Source organism: Micromonospora sp. CPCC 205539, from assembly GCF_036906815.1.
In the GTDB taxonomy this organism is placed as follows: Bacteria; Actinomycetota; Actinomycetes; order Mycobacteriales; family Micromonosporaceae; genus Micromonospora.
In genome coordinates, this window is the sequence record NZ_JBAKHW010000004.1 from 128,656 (window position 1) to 147,291 (window position 18,636).

Consider the following 18,636-nt stretch of genomic DNA (forward strand, 5'->3'; position numbering starts at 1 on the left):
GGTTAGAGGATGGGGGGTGGGCTGTAGGTGGCTGCTTCGGGGTGGGTTTCAACCACCTTGGTGATGCGGCGGGTCACCGCTGCCACCTGGGCCGGAGCAGCGCCGACGAACGCGCTGCGGTCGGCGACCAGCAGGTCGATGTCGGCGCGACTCAGGCCGAGGCGACCATCGGCGGCCAGCCGGTCGAACAGGTCGTTCTCCGGGTTGCCCTTCTCCCGCATGCCCAGCGCCACCGCGACGGCGTGCTCCTTGATGACCTCGTGCGCGACCTCCCGGCCGACGCCCCGCCGGACCGCCGCCACCAGGATCTTCGTGGTGGCCAGGAAGGGCAGGAACCGCTCCAGCTCTCGGTTGATCACCGCGGGGTACGCGCCGAACTCGTCGAGCACGGTGAGAAAGGTCTGGAAGAGCCCGTCGGCGGCGAAGAAGGCGTCCGGCAGAGCCACCCGACGGACCACCGAGCAGGAGACGTCGCCCTCGTTCCACTGGTCACCGGCCAGCTCGCCGACCATCGACAGGTAGCCCCGGATGATCACCGCGAAGCCGTTGACGCGCTCGGACGAGCGGGTGTTCATCTTGTGCGGCATCGCGCTGGAGCCGACCTGGCCCGGCTTGAAGCCCTCGGTGGCCAACTCCTGGCCGACCATCAGCCGGATCGTGGTGGCCAGCGACGACGGCGCGGCGGCGGTCTGAGCCAGCGCGGCGAGCACGTCGAAGTCGAGCGAGCGCGGGTAGACCTGCCCGACGCTGTCCAGCACCCGGTTGAAGCCGAGGTGCTCGGCCACCCGCCGCTCCAGCTCGGCCACCTTGTCGGCGTCGCCGTCGAAGAGGTCGAGCTGATCCGCCGCGGTGCCGACCGGGCCCTTGATCCCCCGCAACGGGTAGCGGGCGATCAACTCCTCCAGGCGCTCGTACGCGATCAGCAGCTCCTCGGCGGCCGACGCGAAGCGCTTGCCCAGCGTGGTGGCCTGCGCCGCCACATTGTGCGAGCGGCCGGTCAGCACCACCTCGGTGTGCTCGTGCGCGAGCCAGGCCAGCCGGGCCAGGGCGGCCACCACCCGATCCCGGATCAGCTCCAGTGAGGCGCGCACCTGGAGCTGCTCGACGTTCTCGGTGAGGTCCCGCGAGGTCATCCCCTTGTGCACGTGCTCGTGCCCGGCGAGCGCGCTGAACTCCTCGATCCGGGCCTTCACGTCGTGCCGGGTGACCCGCTCCCGCTCCGCGATGGAGGCGAGGTCGACCTGGTCGAGCACCCGCTCGTACGCCTCGACCACGCCGTCCGGCACCGACACGCCGAGGTCACGCTGAGCGCGGAGCACGGCGAGCCAGAGCCGCCGCTCCATCCGGACCTTCTCCTCCGGTGACCAGAGGGCGACCAGTTCGGGCGAGGCGTACCGGTTGGCGAGCACGTTCGGGATCGTCGTCACGTACCTCATTCTCCCGCACGTGCTGACCAGCACCCGGACCGGGCCGAGGATGATCCGCAGCGGCCAGTCAGGGGCCGTTCAGCTCGTGGATGGTGACCGATCCGGCGACCAGCCGGACCGGGGCCAGCCCGGCCAGCGCCGGTGACACCGCGCCCGCCCGGGTGTCGGCGAGGAGCCATCGGACCCCGTGTTGCGTCCACAGCCGGTCCAGGTCGGCCTGGCTCGGCGCGGTGAAGACCCGCTCGTTGAGATCGAACAATTCCCGGTCGGGGAAGGCCTGCCGGGCGTACCCCAGGTTGTGGACGCCGTGCGCGGCCACGGCCGCGTCGGTGTAACCCCAGCTCTCGACGACCGCCCGGTGCCCACCGAGGCCGGTCACCCAGAAAGCCCGCGCATCGCAGTGCGGGGTGGTCCGCGTCGGCCGGCAGTGCACGTTCGTGGCCACCACGTCCTCGTCGGCGGCGTGCGCGTCCAGCCAGAGCGCCGCGCGCATCTCGTCGATGGTCAGCGCGTACGGCTGCGGCCCGCTCGTCGCGGCGGGCTCCCGCACCGCCGCGTGCAGCGTCCCGGCCACGCCGATCGTGACGCTGGCACCCAGCAGCGCCGCCGTGACCCCGGCCGCCGCCACCGCCGCCGTCCGTCGCCGACCCGTCGGTGCCGGGACCCGCCGCCTCCGGCGAGCGGCCACCCCGACGGCCAAAGCCGCAGCCAACACCACGAACAGGCCGTACCGGGCCGCCGAGCCGCCCAGCGCCCACAACCAGCCGCCGACGCTCGGAGCGGGACGAGCGATCACCGGTACGGGAAGCTCCGCCAGCGCCCCGACCGCCACGAACGCCACCAGCCCGCCGGCCGCGGCGGTCGCCATCAGCACCGGCCAGGGTGTACGGGTCGCGGCCAGCGACCAGACGGTCAGCACGACGCCGACCGGGATGACGCCCATCCAGAAGTAGATCTGGCTGACCGACGGGTGCTGGAACACCCAGGTGGCGCCGGCCCCGGCCAGCACCGTGCCGGCGAGCAGCCAGACGGCCGGATCGCTCCGCTGCCCCCGGCTGACGAGCAGGATCATCCCCACCATCCGGGGCGCCTGGGCCAGCACCCACCACCCCAGCACGGCGAACGCCAACAGCCACCCGGTCGCGCCACCGTCGTCGATGCCCGGCGGCAGTGGCGCGGCCGGCCAGATCCCGTCCCCCCGGCCGAGGGTCTCGGCGTACGGGGCGATGAAGTGCAGCAGCGCCAACCCCTGCACCCGCAGCGTGGACGCACCGCCACCGGCGAACAGCCGGAAGCCGACCGCCATCGCCGCCACCAGGCAGGCCAGCGCCACCAGTGCGGGGCGGGGCACCCGCCGCTCCCGCCACCAGGCAACGGCCGCGGCGAGACCCAGGCCGGCGATCAGCGGCGGAAGGGCACTGGACTTCGAACCGGCACAGGCCAGCCCGAGCGCGGGGACCAGCGGCCAGGCCGCACCGAGGCCCCGCCCGCGGGCCACGTCGACGCAGAGGCCGGCGAGCAGCAGCAACGGCACCAGCACGTAGGTCTGGGACGGGCTGGCGTACGACAGCGGCAGTTCGCCGGGCGCGGCCGCTGGCGAGGCGAGCGTGACCGTCACCCCGAGGAAGCCGGCGACGGCGACCACCGGGCCGGTCCAGGCGGCGCTGCTCAGGTCACGGACCAGCCCGGCCGCGAGCAGCACCGCCGTCGCGATCACCGGCACCAGCCAGAGCCGCAGCAACACCACCGGCGGCGAAATGCCGGTGATCATGCTGCTGGCGGCGAGGTGGGCGTCGGAGAGGTAGTGGTACCGCAACTCCTCCCCCGCGACGTGCGGCAGCTCGAACGGCATCGCCCGGGTCAGCTCCTGCACCAACCCCAGGTGGTAGAGCAGATCCTGGTAGTAGCCACCGTTCACCGGCGGCAGCGGCACCATCCGCCACTGGGTGTACCCCCAGGCGAGCACCAGCAGCAGCGCGGCGCCCATCCCCCAGTGCCAGCCGAGCGGCAACGGGCGGCGCTCACCGATCCGCCAGTGCCGGCGCAGCCTCGGGACGACGGCGAAGGCGACCAGCACCGGCAGCGGCCACCAGCGCAACATCGGCTGCTGGCCGGTCGCCGCGGTCGACGCCCAGGCGGCAAGCTCGAGCAGCAGACCGGTGGCCGCACCGTGGGCGAGGTCCTCCGGCAGATTGCCCCGGCTGCCGCGCAGCGCGCGGTGCACCAGGGTCCCGGGAAGCACCAGGGCGAGGGCCCAGTAGCCGGCGTACCGGGCGAGGTCGGGGATCGGCACGCCGCCGCGCCACCAGACCAGGAACAGCGCGGCGATGGCGAGCGCCCAGGGCAACGCACTGAGAGCCGGCCGGAGGGCGACCCGACGGGACGCGGGTGCCGGGGCGTCGACCCGCTCGGCGAGCAGGGTGTCAGCCACGGGCGCCGACCGCCGGCGCGAAGCGCGACTCGGCACCGGTCGGGTCCGCCCCGGTGCTCGTGTTGCCGTCGCGCGAGTCGGACCCGATGTGGAACGACGGCCGGTCCTGTACGGCCGCGTAGATGCGGCCCACGTACTCGCCGAGCAGGCCGAGGCAGACCAACTGCACCCCGCTGAGCAGCAGCACCGCCACGAACATCGAGGTCCAGCCGGGGATCGTGGCCCCCGCGACGTACGCGACCATCCCGAACACGATCAGCGCGAGGCAGAGCAGGAAGCTGGACATCCCCAGCCAGGTGGCCAGACGCAGCGGCGCGGCCGAGAAGTTGGCCATGCTCTCCCAGGCCAGGGCGATCATCCGCCGCAGCGGGTACTTCGTCTCGCCGGCCGCCCGCCGCGCGCGGACGTACCGCACCTCGGCGCTGGGGAAGCCGAGCGACGGCACCAGCAGCCGGTAGACCGGGGCGCGCTCCGGCAGCCGGCGCAGCACCTCGATGACATCCCGGCTGAGCAGCCGGAAGTCGCCAGCCTGGGCGGGCAGGTCGGCGCCGACGAGCCGACGCATCAGCCAGTAGTAGGCGCGGGCGGTGTTCCGCTTGAACAGCGTGTCGGTGCTGCGGTCGCCTCGTACGCCGTAGACCACGTCCACGCCGTCCTCCCGGGCCGCGCGGAGCATCTCGGCGATGATCTCCGGTGGATCCTGAAGGTCGGCGTCGAGGCTGACCACCCACCGGCCGGCGGCCCGGTGCAGTCCGGCGGTCAACGCCGCCTGGTGGCCGCTGTTGCGGCGCAACCGGACGACCCGAAGCTGCGGCCAGTCCCGCGCGTGGTCGGAGAGCATCGACACCGTGTCGTCCCGGCTGCCGTCGTCGACGGCGACCACCTCGTAGACGACGCTGAGCGCGTCGAGCACCGGCCGCAACCGGGTGACCAGGACTGGGATGACGGCGGCCTCGTTGTACATCGGAATGACCACCGAGAGGGTGGGCGTTCCAGGAATGCCGGGCTCCATGGTGATACGGCCCCGTTCCGCGCGCAGGAGCGATCATCTCCGCGTCGTGGACGTGGAGACGATCACCCTGGCCCGGTGACGTCTCCATCGGCGGGCCAGGCCCTGAACGAATCGTTAACGTCTGCTTTCCGGTGTCCCGACTTCGGGCGGCTCGGGACGATAGGACGCGGTGCGCATCGACCAGCGGTCAGGGCGGCGCGGGTCGCCCGGTGAGCGCCCGCCACAGCAACGCTGCCGCCTCCTGCTCGCTGGCGAAGACCTGGCGCACGTCGTACCTGCCGCGCTCGTACGCGCCGACCTCCCATCCTCCGCCCGACGACCGCCGCAGGAACCAGAAGTCGGTGGGGACCGACGCGTGCTCGTGTACGCCCTCCACCTCGAAGGCCTCCGGTGACAGCCCGGCGGTCAGCAGGGCGTCCCGCAACTCGCGCCGGTCCACGACCGCCTCCGGTCGTCAGTGGACCGGGACGGGGCCCGTGCCGTCCAGGAACTCCTCGACGAGGAAGTTGTTGTCGATCAGCCACTGGACGTTCAGCGTCGCACCGGCCTGCGGCAGGTACGCCGGGTTCAACTGGAACTGGGTGCCCATGCCGGGTTGGGCGAACCACGGTGCGATCGGGCCCGAGTCGAGGTCGAACGGCTTGAGCACGCAGTAGGTGTGGTAGTTGGCCAGCGGCGCCGCGGGCGGAACATTGGGGGGCGGCGGCGGGACCGGCGGGGTGTTCAGGTTCTGCGGTGGCAGCGAGCGGGCGCTGAACGGGGTGCCGAGCGGTGCCAGGAAGCTGCCGCCGGGGAAGCCGAAGCGGTCCAGGCGGTACCCGGCCAGCATGGTCTGCCGGGTCTTGATCGGCTCACCGTGCGGCCCGAGGACGTAGCCGTCCTGGGGCGGGAAGAAGTAGGTGGCCGGTGAGCCGGTGGTGTAGTTGCGCAGGAACTGGGCCTGGGTCTGCGCGCCGAACCGTTGGTAGCCGGCGAGCAGCGGCCCGACCGGGCTCGCGGTGGGCAGTTGAACGGGGCCGAGCATCCGGTTGTTGTCGAGGAACTGGGTGGTCGCCGACGCGTTCGGTGGCAGGCCGGGGCGGCAGAGGCTCTGCTGCTGCGGCGGTGGCTGTGGTTGGCCACCGGACTGACCGCCGCTGCGGCTCGGGCCGTCCTCGACGAGCGTCGCGGCCTGGGCCAGCGCGGTCGGCACCGGCACCTGGTGGGCCGCGCCGGGCAGGAGGACCAGCGCCGCACCCGAGAGGGCGGTGAGGAGCCAACGACTGGGTTTCACGACAAACCTCCGGATGAAGGACGACCAGTGCCTTCATCTTCGGGAGATTTGGTAGTAAAGCTGCGCTTTTGTCGCTATTTACACCGAGAGGCTGACGTTCACCGCTCCAGGATCGCGGTGACCCCCTGGCCACCAGCCGCGCAGATCGAGATCAGCCCGCGCCCGCTGCCCTTCTCGGCGAGCAGCTTGGCCAGCGTGGCCACGATCCGTCCACCGGTGGCGGCGAACGGGTGGCCGGCGGCCAGCGACGAGCCGTTCACGTTGATCCGGTCCCGGTCGATCGCACCGAGCGGGGCGTCCAGGCCGAGCCGGTCCTTGCAGAATTCCGGCGACTCCCAGGCGGCGAGCGTGGCGAGCACCTGCGAGGCGAACGCCTCGTGGATCTCGTAGTAGTCGAAGTCCTGAAGCGTCAGCCCGGCCCGGGCCAGCATCCGGGGCACCGCGTACGCGGGGGCCATCAACAGCCCCTCGTCACCGTGCACGAAGTCCACAGCCGCCGTCTCCGACCAGCTGAACCAGGCCAGCACCGGCAGGTTGTGCGTACGCGCCCACTCTTCGCTGGCCAGCAGCACGGTGGACGCGCCGTCGGTGAGCGGTGAGGAGTTGCCAGCGGTCATCGTGGCGCGCTCGGCGTCCGAGCCCCGGGTGCCGAAGACCGGCTTGAGCGAGCCGAGCTTCTCCAGGCTGGTGTCCGGCCGGAGGTTCTGGTCGCGGGTCAGCCCCAGGTACGGCGTCATCAGGTCGTCGAAGAAGTTCCGGTCGTACGCGGCGGCCAGCCGCTGGTGCGAGCGCAGCGCCAGCTCGTCCTGGGAGCCTCGGTCGATGTCCCAGCGCAGCGCGGTGCGGGCGGCGTGGTCACCCATGGACAGGCCGGTCCGCGGCTCGGCGTTGCGCGGGATCTCCGGTTTGAACGGCTGGAGCGGGCGCAGTTTCGCGGCGACCCGGAGGTGTTCGCCCAGCGTGCGGGCGGAGTTGAGCTTGAGCAGTGTGCGGCGCATCTCCTCGTTGACCGCGAGCGGCGCGTCCGAGGTGGTGTCGACGCCGCCGGCGATGCCGACGTCGAGCTGCCCGAGGGCGATCTTGTTGGCGACCAGGATCGCCGCCTCCAGGCCGGTGCCGCAGGCCTGCTGAATGTCGTACGCCGGGGTGTGCGGGTCGAGCCGGGAGCCGAGCACCACCTCACGGGTGAGGTTGAAGTCGCGGGAGTGCTTGAGCACCGCCCCGGCCACCACCTCGCCGACCCGCTGCCCAGCCAACCCGTACCGGGCGACCAGGCCGTCCAGCGCCGCGCCGAGCAGGTCCGCGTTGGACGCGTCGGCGTAGCGCGAGTTGGAGCGGGCGAAGGGGATGCGGTTGCCCCCGACGACCGCGACCCGCCGAATGCTCTGCACGATCCGCCTCCTCGACATGTGTTGCTCGAACCCTACTCGCCAGTAGGCTACGCCCATGACCGACAGGTACGCGAGCTTCGTCCAATCGGCCGCCGGCCGCGCGCTGGTCAAGCGCCTCGGGCTGCCCGACCCTCCGCGACTGCGCCGGCACGCCCCCGGCGACCCGCTGCTCTCCGGGCCGGCGCTGCTCGGCGCGGCCACCGGCGGCCGGCTCGCCGAACCGATCGCCAAGATCCTTGCCTCCGCCGAGGTCGAGCTGGCCGACCCGGCCGCCGGCATCGACCCCAGCGGCACCCCGCAGCGGTACGGCGCACTGCTCTTCGACGCCACCGGGATCACCGACTCGACCGACCTGCGCCAGCTCTACGACTTCTTCCACCCGCGGGCACGGGCCGTGCTGCCCAGCGGCCGGGTGATCGTGCTGGGCACCCCGCCGCAGGAGTGCGCGACACCACGGGAGGCGACCGCCCAGCGCGCCCTGGAAGGGCTGGTCCGCAGCATCGGCAAGGAGTTCGGCCGAGGCGTCACCGCGCAACTCGTGTACGTCACCCGCGCGGATCTCTCCGCCGGCACACTCACGAGCCTGGAGTCGACCCTCCGATTCCTCCTGTCCGGCCGGTCCGCGTACGTCTCGGGGCAGGTGGTCCGGGTCGGCTCCGGCGGGGCGAGTGCCCCGGCCGACTGGGACCGCCCGCTGGACGGGCAGGTTGTGCTGGTCACCGGGGCCGCCCGGGGCATCGGCGCGGCGCTGGCCCGGGTGCTCGCCCGTGACGGCGCGCGGGTGGTGGCACTGGACATCCCGGCCGCCGGGGACGCGCTGGCCGCGGTGGCGAACGAGATCGGCGGCACCGCCGTCCAGCTCGACCTGACCGCGCCGGACGCACCGACCCGGCTCGCCGACCATCTGGCCAGCCGACACGGTCGGGTCGACGTGGTGGTGCACAACGCCGGCATCACCCGGGACAAGACGCTCGGCCGGATGGACGCCGACCGGTGGGACCAGGTGATCGACGTCAACCTGTCCAGCCAGGAACGGATCAACGACCTCCTGCTGGAGCGGGGTCTGATCTCGGCCGGCGGGCGGATCGTCGCGGTGTCCTCGATCGCCGGGATCGCCGGCAACCGGGGGCAGACCAACTACGCGACCAGCAAAGCCGGCGTGATCGGGCTGGTCGACTCGCTCGCCCCGGCCCTGCGCGACCGGGGCATCAGCGTCAACGCGGTGGCCCCCGGCTTCATCGAGACCCGACTGACCGCGCGCATCCCGCTGGTGGTCCGCGAGGCCGGCCGGCGGATGAACAGCCTGGCCCAGGGCGGGCTGCCGGTGGACGTGGCCGAGACAATCGGCTGGTTGGCGTGGCCGGCCAGCGGTGCGGTCAGCGGAAACGTGGTCCGGGTCTGCGGCCAGAGCCTGCTGGGGGCGTGATGGGCGGCGCGGACGATCGGGCTCCCCGGACCACCGTCGTCCTCTCCCGACTGCCGGCCACCGGCCCGCTGTACCGACGGGCACTGCGCGGTGTGCTGCCCGGCGGCCGCCGGGATCCCACGCTGCCGGCGACCACGCTGACCGTCGCCGGCGTCCAGGTCGACCGGGGGCACCTGGCCGACTACGACCGGGTCTGCGGATTTCCGCTGACCGAGCGGCTGCCGGTGACGTACCCGCACGTGCTGGGCTTTCCGCTGGCGCTGCGGCTGATGACCGCGCCGGATTTCCCGTTCCCGGTGACCGGCCTGGTGCACGTCGCCAACCGGATCACCGCGCACCGCGCGATCCTCGCCGGTGAGCTGCTGGACTTCAGCGCGTACGCCGAGCGCCTGCGCCCGCACGACCGGGGCCGGCAGCTCGACGTGGTGCTCGTCGCCTCGGTCGCCGGGGCGGAGGTCTGGCGCGGCGTCGCCACGTACCTCAGCCGGGAGCGCGGCGACGGCGGCGGCGCCCGGCGCGATGAGGGTGACCGGCCCGCGACGCCGGCCGCCACCGCCCGTTGGCGGGCCGACACCCGGGTCGGCACGGATTACGCCCGGGTCTCCGGCGACCACAACCCGATCCACACCTCCCGGCTCGGGGCGCGACTGTTCGGCTTTCGCCGGCCGATCGCACACGGAATGTGGAGCAAGGCCCGCTGCCTGGCCGCGTTCGAGAATCGGTTGCCGGACGCCTACACCGTCGAGGTCGCCTTCAAGCTGCCGGTACCGCTACCGGGCACGGTGAGCTTCACCCGTCTGTCGGACGGCGGGTTCACCCTGCACGACTCGCTCGGCCGACCACACCTGGCGGGTCTCGTGCGCTGACGCATCCCTGCCGACCGGATTCCCGGGCTTGGCAGGGGTGCTCTCGTGCGCTAAGTTGTTCTCACAGCGAGATGTTCTCAGATTGAGAGAGACATGGTTGACGAGCAGGAGTTTCTGGCCGCGTACGACCCCCGGGCCTACCCGTCGGTCGCCGTGACCGTCGACGTGGTGGCGCTGACCATTCGCGACGGCTTACTGCACCTGCTGCTGATCCAGCGCGGCCAACCACCCTTCGAGGGGCACTGGGCACTGCCCGGCGGCTTCGTCGGCCCCGAGGAGGACCTGACCGCTGGCGCCCGACGCGAGTTGGCCGAGGAGACCGGGCTCGGCGGAGCAGGGCTGCGCCGCGTACACCTGGAGCAGTTGGGCAGCTACGGCGACCCCGACCGGGACCCGCGGATGCGCATCGTGTCGGTCGCCCACCTCGCGTTCGCCCCCGACCTGCCGGATCCGGCCGCCGGCACCGACGCCGACGCGGCGATCTGGCTGCCGGTGACCGCGCTGACCAGCCGGCAGCTCGCCTTCGACCACGGCCGGATCATCGACGACGCGCTCGAGCGGGCCCGGTCCAAGCTCGAATACACCCCGCTCGCCACCCGATTCCTCCCTGCCGAGTTCACGATCAGTGAGCTGCGCGCCGTCTACGAGACGGTCTGGGGCCACCCGCTGCACGCCGGCAACTTCCACCGCAAGGTGCTCTCCGTGCCGGGCTTCGTGGAGAGCACGGGCACCAGCACCGAGCGCGGCGGCGCCCGGGGCGGCCCGCGCGCCCGGCTCTACCGGGCCGGGGACGCCCGGCTGCTGCACCCGGCGCTGCTACGCCCCGCCCGCGAGGAGACGGTGCGATGAGGACCGCGGCGGCCATCCGCCTGGTCACCGACGCCCGCACCGACGCCGACCTGTTCGGCACGGACCAGCCAGCCCGGCGCTACCGCGAGCTGGTCGCGGCCCTGCACCCCGACCGTCTCCCGGCCGACCCGGCGGTACGCGCCGAGGCCCTCGACGCGTTCATCCACGTCACCACCCGGTGGCAGGCCCGGCAGGTCACCGTCCTCGGCGACTACCGCCTCGGCGCGCCGGCCCACTCGGGCGACCTGGCCGACCTCTACGACGTCGGTGACGATCGGCTGCTCAAGCTCCCCCGACAGCCCACCGACAACGACCTGATGGCCCGCGAGGCGCACGCCCTGCACACCATCGCCGAGCGCGGTGACCCGCGCTACCTGCCGTACGTGCCCCGACTCGTCGACGACTTCCGGCACCGGGACACCGCGAGCGGCGCCGAACGGCGGATCACCGTGCTCGCCACCGCACCCGGCCTGCACGACCTCGAGGAGGTGCGGCGCGCGTACCCCGACGGGCTGGACGCCCGGGACGTGGCCTGGATGTGGCGGCGGCTGCTGGTGGTCCTCGGTCTGGCCCACCGGGCGGGCGTGGTGCACGGCGCGGTCCTGCCGCGACACGTGCTCATCGAGCCGGACGCCCACGGCGTGGTGCTGGTCGACTGGTGCTTCTCCGCCCCCGTCGGAGGCACGATCCCGGCGCTGGTGCCCGGCCACGACGCGGGTTGGTACCCGGAGGAGGTCCCCGGCAGGCGGCCCTGTGGTCCGGGCACCGACATCGCGATGGCCAGCCGCTGCATGAGCTGGCTGATGGGGCCACGCGCGCCCCGAGAGCTGCACGACTTCGCGCAGGGCTGCCGGCAGCGGTCCCTGGACGCCCGACCCGACGACGCCTGGCGCCTGCTCCGCGAACTCGACCAGGTGCTGGACCGGCTGTACGGGCCACGCACCTTCCGCCCCTTCACCCTCACCCCCTAAGGAGCTGTCATGGGCAGTGGAATCTGGTCCACCGACGTGTACGACGCCGCCGACCGCTACCGCCGGTCCACCGGCAAGAGCGCCTTCTCCTACAGCGACAGCGGGGCACGCACCGTGCACACCGCGCTCGACCCCCGCGACGCGATGCGCGAGAGCCGTGACTCCGACGAGCACCCCCGGTCCACCCCCGTCGCGGTGCTCTTCGACGTGACCGGCTCGATGCGCAGGGTGCCGCGCGTCCTGCAGACCAAGCTGCCGCAGCTGCTCGGGCTGCTGCAACGGCAGGGCTACGCCAGCGACCCGCAGATCATGTTCGGCGCGATCGGCGACGCCACCTGCGACCGGGTGCCGTTGCAGGTCGGCCAGTTCGAGTCGGACAACCGGATGGACGACGACCTCGGCCGGTTCGTGCTGGAGGGCGGTGGTGGCGGGCAGATGACCGAGTCGTACGAGCTGGCCATGTACTTCATGGCCCGGCACACGGTCACCGACAGCTGGGAGAAGCGCGGCCGACGCGGCTACCTGTTCATCATCGGCGACGAACTGGCGTACCCGCAGGTGAAGGCCCGGGAAGTGGCCAGCCTTATCGGCGACGACCTGGCCGAGGACATCCCGCTGCGGCAGATCGTCGACGAGGTGACCCGCCACTGGGACACCTACTACCTGCTCCCCGCCGGCAGCCACTACGCCGGCAACGCCAAGGTGCTCGACTTCTGGCGGGACCTGCTCGGGCAGAACGCCGTCGTGCTCGACGACCTCGACGCGGTCTGCGAGACCATCGCGCTCACCATCGGCCTCGGCGAACAGGCCATCGACCTGGACGAGGGCCTGCGCGACCTGGACCGCGCCGGCTCCGGCGCCACCGGGACCGTGTCGAAGGCGCTGGCGCGCCTCGGCCGGGAACGGCGGGCCGAGGTGTCGACGCTGCCGGCGTTCCGCGACACCGCCAGCGGGGTGACCCGGCTGTGAACCACGTGGCGGTGGTCGACCTCGGCTACGGCGACGCGGGCAAGGGCACGGTGGTGGACTGGCTCTGCGCCACCCGGCCCGTGCACACCGTGATCCGCTTCAACGGGGGCGCGCAGGCGGCGCACAACGTCGTGCTGCGCGATGGGCGGCACCACACGTTCGCACAGTTCGGCGCCGGCACGTTCCACCCCGGGGTTCGTACGCACCTGTCCCGGCACGTGGTGGTGGACCCGCTGGCGCTGGCCGCCGAGGCCGACCACCTCGCCACGGTCGGGGTGCCCGACGCGCTCGACCGGCTGACCGTCGACGGGGAGGCTCTCCTCGCCACCCCGTACCACCGGGCCGCCAACCGAGCGCGGGAGATCGCCCGGGGAGCCGACCGGCACGGCTCCTGCGGGCTGGGGGTGGGTGAGGCCGTCGCGTACGGTCTCGCCCACCCCGACGACGCGCCGCGGGTCGCCGACTGCCACAGCCCGGCGCTGCTGCGCCGCAGGCTGACCGCCCTGCGGGACCGGCTGACCGCCGAACTCGGCCCGCTGGACGCCCCACCGATCGAGGACTGCCTGCCCGCCTTCACCGGGTTCGCCGGGCGGGTCGCGATCGTCGACCGGGAGTGGCTCGCCGGGGCGCTGCGCGAAGGGCCCTGCGTCTTCGAGGGCGCGCAGGGGGTGCTGCTCGACGAGTGGCACGGCTTCCACCCGTACACCACGTGGAGCACCACCACGTTCGCCAACGCCGAGAGCCTGCTCGCCGAGGCGGGCCTGCCCGGCGGCGCGACCCGGATCGGGGTGCTCCGACTGGTCACCACCCGGCACGGGCCCGGCCCGTTGGTCACCGAGAATCCGAACCTGCCACTGGCCGACCCGTACAACCCGACGAACCCATGGCAGGGCCGATTCCGGTTCGGCCACTTCGACGCCGTCGCCCACCGGTACGCCCTCACCGCGGCCGGCGGCGTCGACGGCCTTGCGCTGACCCACCTCGACCTCGCCGGCCCCGGGCTGCGGATCTGCCGTCGCTACGACACCACCGACCGGCTCACCCCGGGCCCGCCCGGGGACCTGGACCGGCAGGCCACCCTCACCGCCCGCCTGCTGCGCTCCCGCCCGCTGTACGACGACCCGCCGCCCGACTGGGCCGAGGCGGTGCGCGCGGAGCTGGGCACACCGGTGGTGCTGACCTCGCGGGGTCCGACCGCCGACGACAAGACCCCGCACGGCCCGCTGCTCGCCCCGCCGGCCCTGGTCTGCTCGGCCTGACACGTCGGGGTCCGATAGCGGGTGTGATCCAGCGACTCGACCACCGGAGGGGTCGCGCCCGGCGAGCATGAGGGCATGGAAGGCCTGCTCGACGTGCTCCGGGGAACGGTCACCTCACCGTGGGTGTACCTGGTGATCTTCGGGCTCACCGCGGTCGACGGGTTCTTCCCCGCGGTGCCGGGCGAGGCGGCGGTGATCACCGCGGCGGTGCTGTCCGCCGACGGTGGCCATCCCAACCTGGTCACGGTGATCGTCAGCGCCGCGCTCGGCGCGCTGGCCGGCGACCACATCTCGTACGCCATCGGGCGGGGTGGCGGCGCGAGGCGGCTGGCCCGCCTGCCCGTCGGCAGCCGCCGGCGGGCCAGCTCCGACTGGGCCCGACGCGCGGTCGAACGGCGTGGCGGGCTGATCCTGGCCACCGCCCGGTACGTGCCGGGCGGCCGGACCGCGGTCACCCTCACCATGGGCGCGGTGCGCTATCCGCGCCGGTCGTTCCTGTTGTTCGACGGCATCGCCACGGTCACCTGGGCGCTGTACTGCGGGCTGCTCGGTTACTTCGGCGGGCGGGCCTTCGAACGCGACCCGGTGCGGGGTGTCCTGCTCGGCGTGGGGCTCTCGGTGGTCGTCACGCTCGGCATCGAGGGGGTCCGTTGGGTCCGCCGCCGCCGCAGGGCCGCCCGCCACTGACCTACGGCGTCAGTCGCTCGGTGGGCGCCAGGTGACGCCGTGCAGGAGCTGACCGGCACCGAGCCAGGCCGCGTTCATCATCCGGGTGGCCGTCCGCTCCGGGTCGGCCTCCGGGTGGTCCGCGAGCCAGTCGGCCAGCGACTCGGTGGCGCCGACCAGCGCGTACGCGATGACCTCCAGATCGGTGCCGGCCACCTCGCGCCCCTCGGTGCGCAGCGCGTGGTCGAGCATCCCGGCGACCACCTCGACCAGCCGGGCCCGCATGGTGGCCAGCTCACCGGCGAACGGCTGCTCGCCCCGGGCCTGCCGGTAGAGCACCGCCCAGCCGTCGCGGTGCGCGCCGACGAACCCGAAGAACGCCTTCAATCCCCGCCAGAGCCGAACGTCTGCCGGCAGGTCGGGAGCGGCAGCGCCCGCGATGGCGTGCATCATCCGGGTGCCCTCCCGGTGCAGGCAGGCGACGAAGAGCTCCTCCTTCGTGCCGAGGTACGCGTAGACCATGGGCTTGGAGATGCCGGCGTCCTCCGCGATCTCGTCCATGCTGGCGGCGTGGAAGCCGCGCCGGGAGAAGACCTTGACGGCCGCGTCGAGCATCTGCTGCTCACGGACGGCCCGTGGCAGGCGCTTGAAGGCGGGAGGGGTGGACACCTTGCGAGCATACCTACTCGTGCGTAAGGTTACGCCACAGTAACCAAATCTTCCCGGAAGGGCACCTCATGACTGACTTCGACCCGGCCACCTTCGCCAACGTCGGCCCCAAGGAGTTCGCCCAGTTGGTCAAGTCCACCCCGGACGACAAGATCGCCCAGGTGATGTCCGGCGAGCTGCGTGGCAAGGTCCTGGGCGAGGTGTTCGGCCGGATGCCGTCGCTGTTCCGCGCGGACCGGGCCGGCTCCACGAACGCGGTCATCCACTGGGTCATCACCGGTCGCCCGGACGGCGGCAGCGACACCTACGAGGTGGTCATCGCCGACGGCAAGTGCGAGGTGAACGAGACCCCGCAGCACGACCCGAAGCTGAGCCTGACCATGGGCCCGGTGGAGTTCCTGAAGATTGTCTCCGGTGGCGCCAACCCGGTGATGATGTTCATGACCGGCAAGCTGAAGGCCAAGGGTGACCTCGGCCTGGCCGCCAACATCGCCAACCTGTTCGACATCCCCAAGGCCTGAGATGACTGAGTTCTCGCTCGACCTGAACGAGGAACAGCGGGATCTGCGCGACTGGGTGCACGGCTTCGCGGCCGAGGTCGTGCGCCCGGCCGCGGCCGAGTGGGACGCACGGGAGGAGACCCCGTGGCCGGTGATCCAGGAAGCCGCCAAGGTCGGCCTCTACGGCTTCGAGTTCCTCGCCACCTGCTGGGCCGACCCGACCGGGCTCTCGCTGCCCATCGCGAGTGAGGAGCTCTTCTGGGGTGACGCCGGCATCGGGCTGAGCATCTTCGGCACCTCGCTCGCCGTCGCCGCCATCTACGGCGCGGGCACACCCGACCAGTTGGTCGAGTGGGTGCCGCAGTGCTTCGGCGACATCGACTCGCCGAGCGTCGCCGCGTTCTGCAGCTCCGAGCCGGAGGCCGGCTCCGACGTCGGCGCGATGCGGACCCGGGCCGTCTACGACGAGGCCGCCGACGAGTGGGTGCTGACCGGGCAGAAGGCGTACGCCACCAACGGCGGCATCGCCGGCGTGCACGTAGTCACCGCCTCGGTCGACCCCACGCTCGGCTCCCGGGGGCAGGCGGCGTTCGTCGTACCGCCGGGCACCCCCGGCCTGGCCGCCACCCGCAAGCTGCGCAAACTGGGTCTGCGGGCATCACACACCGCCGACGTCTTCCTCGACGACGTACGGGTGCCGGGGCGGTGTCTGCTCGGTGGCCGGGACGCCCTGCTGCAACGCCTCGACCGGGCCCGCTCGGGACAGCGGGCCATCGGCCAGGCCGCGATGCGCACCTTCGAGCTGTCCCGACCCACGGTGGGCGCGCAGGCTCTCGGCGTGGCCCGCGCCGCCTACGAGTACGCGCTGGACTACGCGAAGGACCGGGTCCAGTTCGGCCGGCCGATCATCGAGAACCAGGCGGTCGCGTTCGCGCTGGCCGACATGCGGATGGAGATCGACGCAGCGCGACTGCTGGTCTGGCGGGCCTCCTGGATGGGTCGTAACAACCGACCGTTCACCGCCGGCGAGGGGTCGATGTCCAAGCTCAAGGCCGGCGAGGTAGCGGTGTCGGTCACCGAGAAGGCGGTGCAGTTGCTCGGTGGGGCCGGCTTCCTGCGTGACCACCCGGTCGAACGCTGGTACCGGGACGCCAAGATCTACACGATCTTCGAAGGCACCTCGGAAATTCAGCGGCTGGTCATCTCTCGGGCGATCTCCGGAATGCAGATCCGCTGATCACACCAGGTAGGCGGCACGGCGAATCCAGTGCATGATCGACTGGAAGCCTGGTGAAGGGCCCCTCCGGGGGCCCTTCCGTGCACCCACGAAGGAGGTCAGACGGCATGGACCTGCCGTTCGTCGTCGCCACGCTGACCCGGCGCGGACTGCTCACCCCCGGCCGGCCCGTCCGGATCGCGTCACAGCTCAACGCTCTGCGCACCTGGGGCTGGAGTCTCGCCGGTGAGCTGCGCCAGGCCGCCGCCCGGGATCCCGGCCGGCCCGCGGTGCTCGACGAGCACGGCACCCAACTGACCTACCAGGAGCTGCTCGACCGGGCCGAACGGCTGGCCCGCGCGCTACGCGCGGCACTCGGCGTGCAGCCCGGCGACCGGATCGGGGTGCTCTGCCGCAACCACCACGGCCTCATCGAGACGATCGTGGCCGCCACCCTGCTCGGCGCCGACGCGGTCCTGGTCAACACTGGCCTGTCCGCCGCGCAGCTCGCCGCCGTCGCCGAGGAGCAACGGCTGCGGGTGCTGGTGCACGACGACGAGTTCGCCGAGCTGGTCCTCGGGGTCCCCGCCGAGCTGCACCGGGTCGACGAGCGCGCCCACGCGGAACTGATCGCCGGGGCACTGCCGGGAGAACTGCGCCCACCGGAACACGACGGCCGGATCATCGTGCTGACCTCCGGCACCACCGGCACCCCCAAGGGCGCCCGCCGGCCCACACCGAACGGCTTCGGCCCACTGGTGTCCATCATCGACCGGATCCCGCTGCACGTCCGTAACACCGTGCTGATCGCCGCGCCGATCTTCCACACCTGGGGGTACGCGGCGCTCCAGATGTCCTTCGCGCTGCGGGCCACCATCGTGCTGCACCGCCGCTTCGAGCCGGCCGCCACGCTGGCCGCGCTCGCCACGCACTCCTGCGACGCCCTCTTCGCCGTACCGGTGATGCTGCAACGACTGCTGGAGGTGCCTCCGCCCGACCCACGGCCGCCCCTCAAGGTGGTCGCGGTCAGCGGCTCGGCACTGCCCGGCGGGCTGGCCCCGGCGTTCATGGACGTCTACGGCGACGTGCTCTACAACCTGTACGGCTCGACCGAGGTCTCGTGGGCCTCCATCGCCGGGCCGGCCGACCTGCGGGCGGCACCCACCACCGCAGGCCGACCGCCGCACGGCACCCGGTTGCAGATCGTCGACGACCGCGGCGACCCGGTGTCCGGCGGCCGGGTCGGCCGGATCTTCGTCGGCAACGAAATGCTCTTCGAGGGCTACACCTCCGGGGCGACCCGGGAGACCCGCGACGGCCTGCTCGACACCGGCGACCTCGGCCGCCTAAACGCCGACGGCCTGCTCTTCGTCGACGGACGCGCCGACGACATGATCGTCTCCGGTGGGGAGAACGTCTTCCCCTCCGAGGTGGAGGATCTGCTCGCCCGACTGCCGCAGGTCCGCGAGGCCGCAGTGATCGGGGTGCCGGACCCGGAGTACGGCCAGCGGCTCGCCGCCTTCCTCGCCCTGCACCCGGGCGAGGCGCTCGATCCCGAGGCGGTCCGCGAGTACGTCCGGCACTACCTCGCCCGCTTCTCCGTGCCCCGTGACGTGATCTACGTCAAGTACCTGCCCCGCAACGCCACCGGCAAGGTGCTCACCCGCGAACTCCGCCGCTACTACGGCTGACCGCCCAGTTCGGAGGGCCG

The 18,636-nt window shown here is 72.6% G+C and carries 17 protein-coding genes; 10 read left to right on the forward strand and 7 right to left on the reverse strand.

The genetic code is table 11. From position 1 onward, the window contains the following. Positions 1 to 2: 2 nt before the first annotated feature. From purB to V6V47_RS04955, 6 genes are all read right to left on the reverse strand, one after another. Complete coding sequence (purB, locus tag V6V47_RS04930) at positions 3 to 1,427, reverse strand: adenylosuccinate lyase (protein WP_334626757.1); 1,425 nt, start codon at positions 1,425 to 1,427, stop codon at positions 3 to 5. Between the two features lie 67 nt (positions 1,428 to 1,494). After that, positions 1,495 to 3,858: a hypothetical protein gene (locus tag V6V47_RS04935; protein ID WP_334626758.1), complete on the reverse strand. Its 2,364-nt coding sequence runs from the start codon at positions 3,856 to 3,858 to the stop codon at positions 1,495 to 1,497. Continuing rightward, the gene (locus V6V47_RS04940) at positions 3,851 to 4,834 is read right to left on the reverse strand and encodes a glycosyltransferase family 2 protein (protein WP_334626759.1); all 984 of its coding nucleotides are present in this window, start codon (positions 4,832 to 4,834) and stop codon (positions 3,851 to 3,853) included. Before V6V47_RS04940 ends, V6V47_RS04935 begins: the two co-directional genes overlap by 8 nt. A gap of 223 nt (positions 4,835 to 5,057) precedes the next feature. Beyond that, positions 5,058 to 5,309: a hypothetical protein gene (locus tag V6V47_RS04945; protein WP_334626760.1), complete on the reverse strand. Its 252-nt coding sequence runs from the start codon at positions 5,307 to 5,309 to the stop codon at positions 5,058 to 5,060. Between the two features lie 15 nt (positions 5,310 to 5,324). Continuing rightward, positions 5,325 to 6,143, reverse strand: coding sequence for a TNT domain-containing protein (locus V6V47_RS04950; protein WP_334626761.1), 819 nt, complete (start codon positions 6,141 to 6,143; stop codon positions 5,325 to 5,327). Positions 6,144 to 6,241: 98 nt separating this feature from the next. Then, positions 6,242 to 7,534: an acetyl-CoA C-acetyltransferase gene (locus tag V6V47_RS04955; RefSeq protein ID WP_334626762.1), complete on the reverse strand. Its 1,293-nt coding sequence runs from the start codon at positions 7,532 to 7,534 to the stop codon at positions 6,242 to 6,244. A gap of 55 nt (positions 7,535 to 7,589) precedes the next feature. Here V6V47_RS04955 and V6V47_RS04960 point away from each other — a divergent pair, with 55 nt between their 5' ends. From V6V47_RS04960 to V6V47_RS04990, 7 genes are all read left to right on the forward strand, one after another. Further along, positions 7,590 to 8,960 carry a 3-oxoacyl-ACP reductase gene (locus tag V6V47_RS04960; protein ID WP_334626763.1) on the forward strand — a complete coding sequence of 457 codons (1,371 nt, stop codon included), beginning with the start codon at positions 7,590 to 7,592 and terminating at the stop codon, positions 8,958 to 8,960. Beyond that, on the forward strand, positions 8,960 to 9,826 hold the full coding sequence (locus V6V47_RS04965) for a MaoC/PaaZ C-terminal domain-containing protein (RefSeq protein WP_334626764.1): 867 nt from the start codon (positions 8,960 to 8,962) through the stop codon (positions 9,824 to 9,826). The genes V6V47_RS04960 and V6V47_RS04965 overlap by 1 nt, the downstream gene beginning before the upstream one ends. 93 nt (positions 9,827 to 9,919) lie before the next feature. Beyond that, positions 9,920 to 10,675 (forward strand): NUDIX hydrolase, encoded by a 756-nt coding sequence (locus V6V47_RS04970; RefSeq protein ID WP_334626765.1) that lies wholly within the window; start codon positions 9,920 to 9,922, stop codon positions 10,673 to 10,675. Next, complete coding sequence (locus tag V6V47_RS04975) at positions 10,672 to 11,646, forward strand: serine/threonine protein kinase (RefSeq protein WP_334626766.1); 975 nt, start codon at positions 10,672 to 10,674, stop codon at positions 11,644 to 11,646. The genes V6V47_RS04970 and V6V47_RS04975 overlap by 4 nt, the downstream gene beginning before the upstream one ends. Before the next feature lie 9 nt (positions 11,647 to 11,655). Then, a complete protein-coding gene (locus tag V6V47_RS04980) occupies positions 11,656 to 12,615 on the forward strand; it encodes a hypothetical protein (RefSeq protein WP_334626767.1) in 960 nt (319 codons plus the stop codon). Continuing rightward, positions 12,612 to 13,874 (forward strand): adenylosuccinate synthetase, encoded by a 1,263-nt coding sequence (locus V6V47_RS04985; RefSeq protein WP_334626768.1) that lies wholly within the window; start codon positions 12,612 to 12,614, stop codon positions 13,872 to 13,874. The genes V6V47_RS04980 and V6V47_RS04985 overlap by 4 nt, the downstream gene beginning before the upstream one ends. A 75-nt stretch (positions 13,875 to 13,949) precedes the next feature. Beyond that, the gene (locus V6V47_RS04990; protein WP_334626769.1) at positions 13,950 to 14,561 is read left to right on the forward strand and encodes a DedA family protein; all 612 of its coding nucleotides are present in this window, start codon (positions 13,950 to 13,952) and stop codon (positions 14,559 to 14,561) included. Between the two features lie 9 nt (positions 14,562 to 14,570). On the opposite strand, the gene V6V47_RS04995 is transcribed toward V6V47_RS04990, so the two are convergent. After that, positions 14,571 to 15,209: a TetR/AcrR family transcriptional regulator gene (locus V6V47_RS04995; protein WP_334626770.1), complete on the reverse strand. Its 639-nt coding sequence runs from the start codon at positions 15,207 to 15,209 to the stop codon at positions 14,571 to 14,573. A 68-nt stretch (positions 15,210 to 15,277) separates the two neighbouring features. Here V6V47_RS04995 and V6V47_RS05000 point away from each other — a divergent pair, with 68 nt between their 5' ends. From V6V47_RS05000 to V6V47_RS05010, 3 genes are all read left to right on the forward strand, one after another. Beyond that, positions 15,278 to 15,730: an SCP2 sterol-binding domain-containing protein gene (locus V6V47_RS05000; RefSeq protein ID WP_334626771.1), complete on the forward strand. Its 453-nt coding sequence runs from the start codon at positions 15,278 to 15,280 to the stop codon at positions 15,728 to 15,730. Position 15,731: 1 nt separating this feature from the next. After that, positions 15,732 to 16,946 (forward strand): acyl-CoA dehydrogenase family protein, encoded by a 1,215-nt coding sequence (locus V6V47_RS05005; protein ID WP_334626772.1) that lies wholly within the window; start codon positions 15,732 to 15,734, stop codon positions 16,944 to 16,946. Between the two features lie 107 nt (positions 16,947 to 17,053). After that, positions 17,054 to 18,616 (forward strand): AMP-binding protein, encoded by a 1,563-nt coding sequence (locus V6V47_RS05010; protein WP_334626773.1) that lies wholly within the window; start codon positions 17,054 to 17,056, stop codon positions 18,614 to 18,616. The last annotated feature ends 20 nt before the right edge of the window (positions 18,617 to 18,636 follow it).

Bases quoted from the DNA above. Each gene is read 5' to 3' on its own strand.
- V6V47_RS04970 (WP_334626765.1), top strand. From the start codon at position 9,920: ATGGTTGACGAGCAGGAGTTTCTGGCCGCGTACGACCCCCGGGCCTAC.
- V6V47_RS05010 (WP_334626773.1), top strand. From the start codon at position 17,054: ATGGACCTGCCGTTCGTCGTCGCCACGCTGACCCGGCGCGGACTGCTC.
- V6V47_RS04965 (WP_334626764.1), top strand. From the start codon at position 8,960: ATGGGCGGCGCGGACGATCGGGCTCCCCGGACCACCGTCGTCCTCTCC.
- V6V47_RS04980 (WP_334626767.1), top strand. From the start codon at position 11,656: ATGGGCAGTGGAATCTGGTCCACCGACGTGTACGACGCCGCCGACCGC.
- V6V47_RS05000 (WP_334626771.1), top strand. From the start codon at position 15,278: ATGACTGACTTCGACCCGGCCACCTTCGCCAACGTCGGCCCCAAGGAG.
- V6V47_RS04960 (WP_334626763.1), top strand. From the start codon at position 7,590: ATGACCGACAGGTACGCGAGCTTCGTCCAATCGGCCGCCGGCCGCGCG.
- V6V47_RS05005 (WP_334626772.1), top strand. From the start codon at position 15,732: ATGACTGAGTTCTCGCTCGACCTGAACGAGGAACAGCGGGATCTGCGC.
- V6V47_RS04990 (WP_334626769.1), top strand. From the start codon at position 13,950: ATGGAAGGCCTGCTCGACGTGCTCCGGGGAACGGTCACCTCACCGTGG.
- V6V47_RS04975 (WP_334626766.1), top strand. From the start codon at position 10,672: ATGAGGACCGCGGCGGCCATCCGCCTGGTCACCGACGCCCGCACCGAC.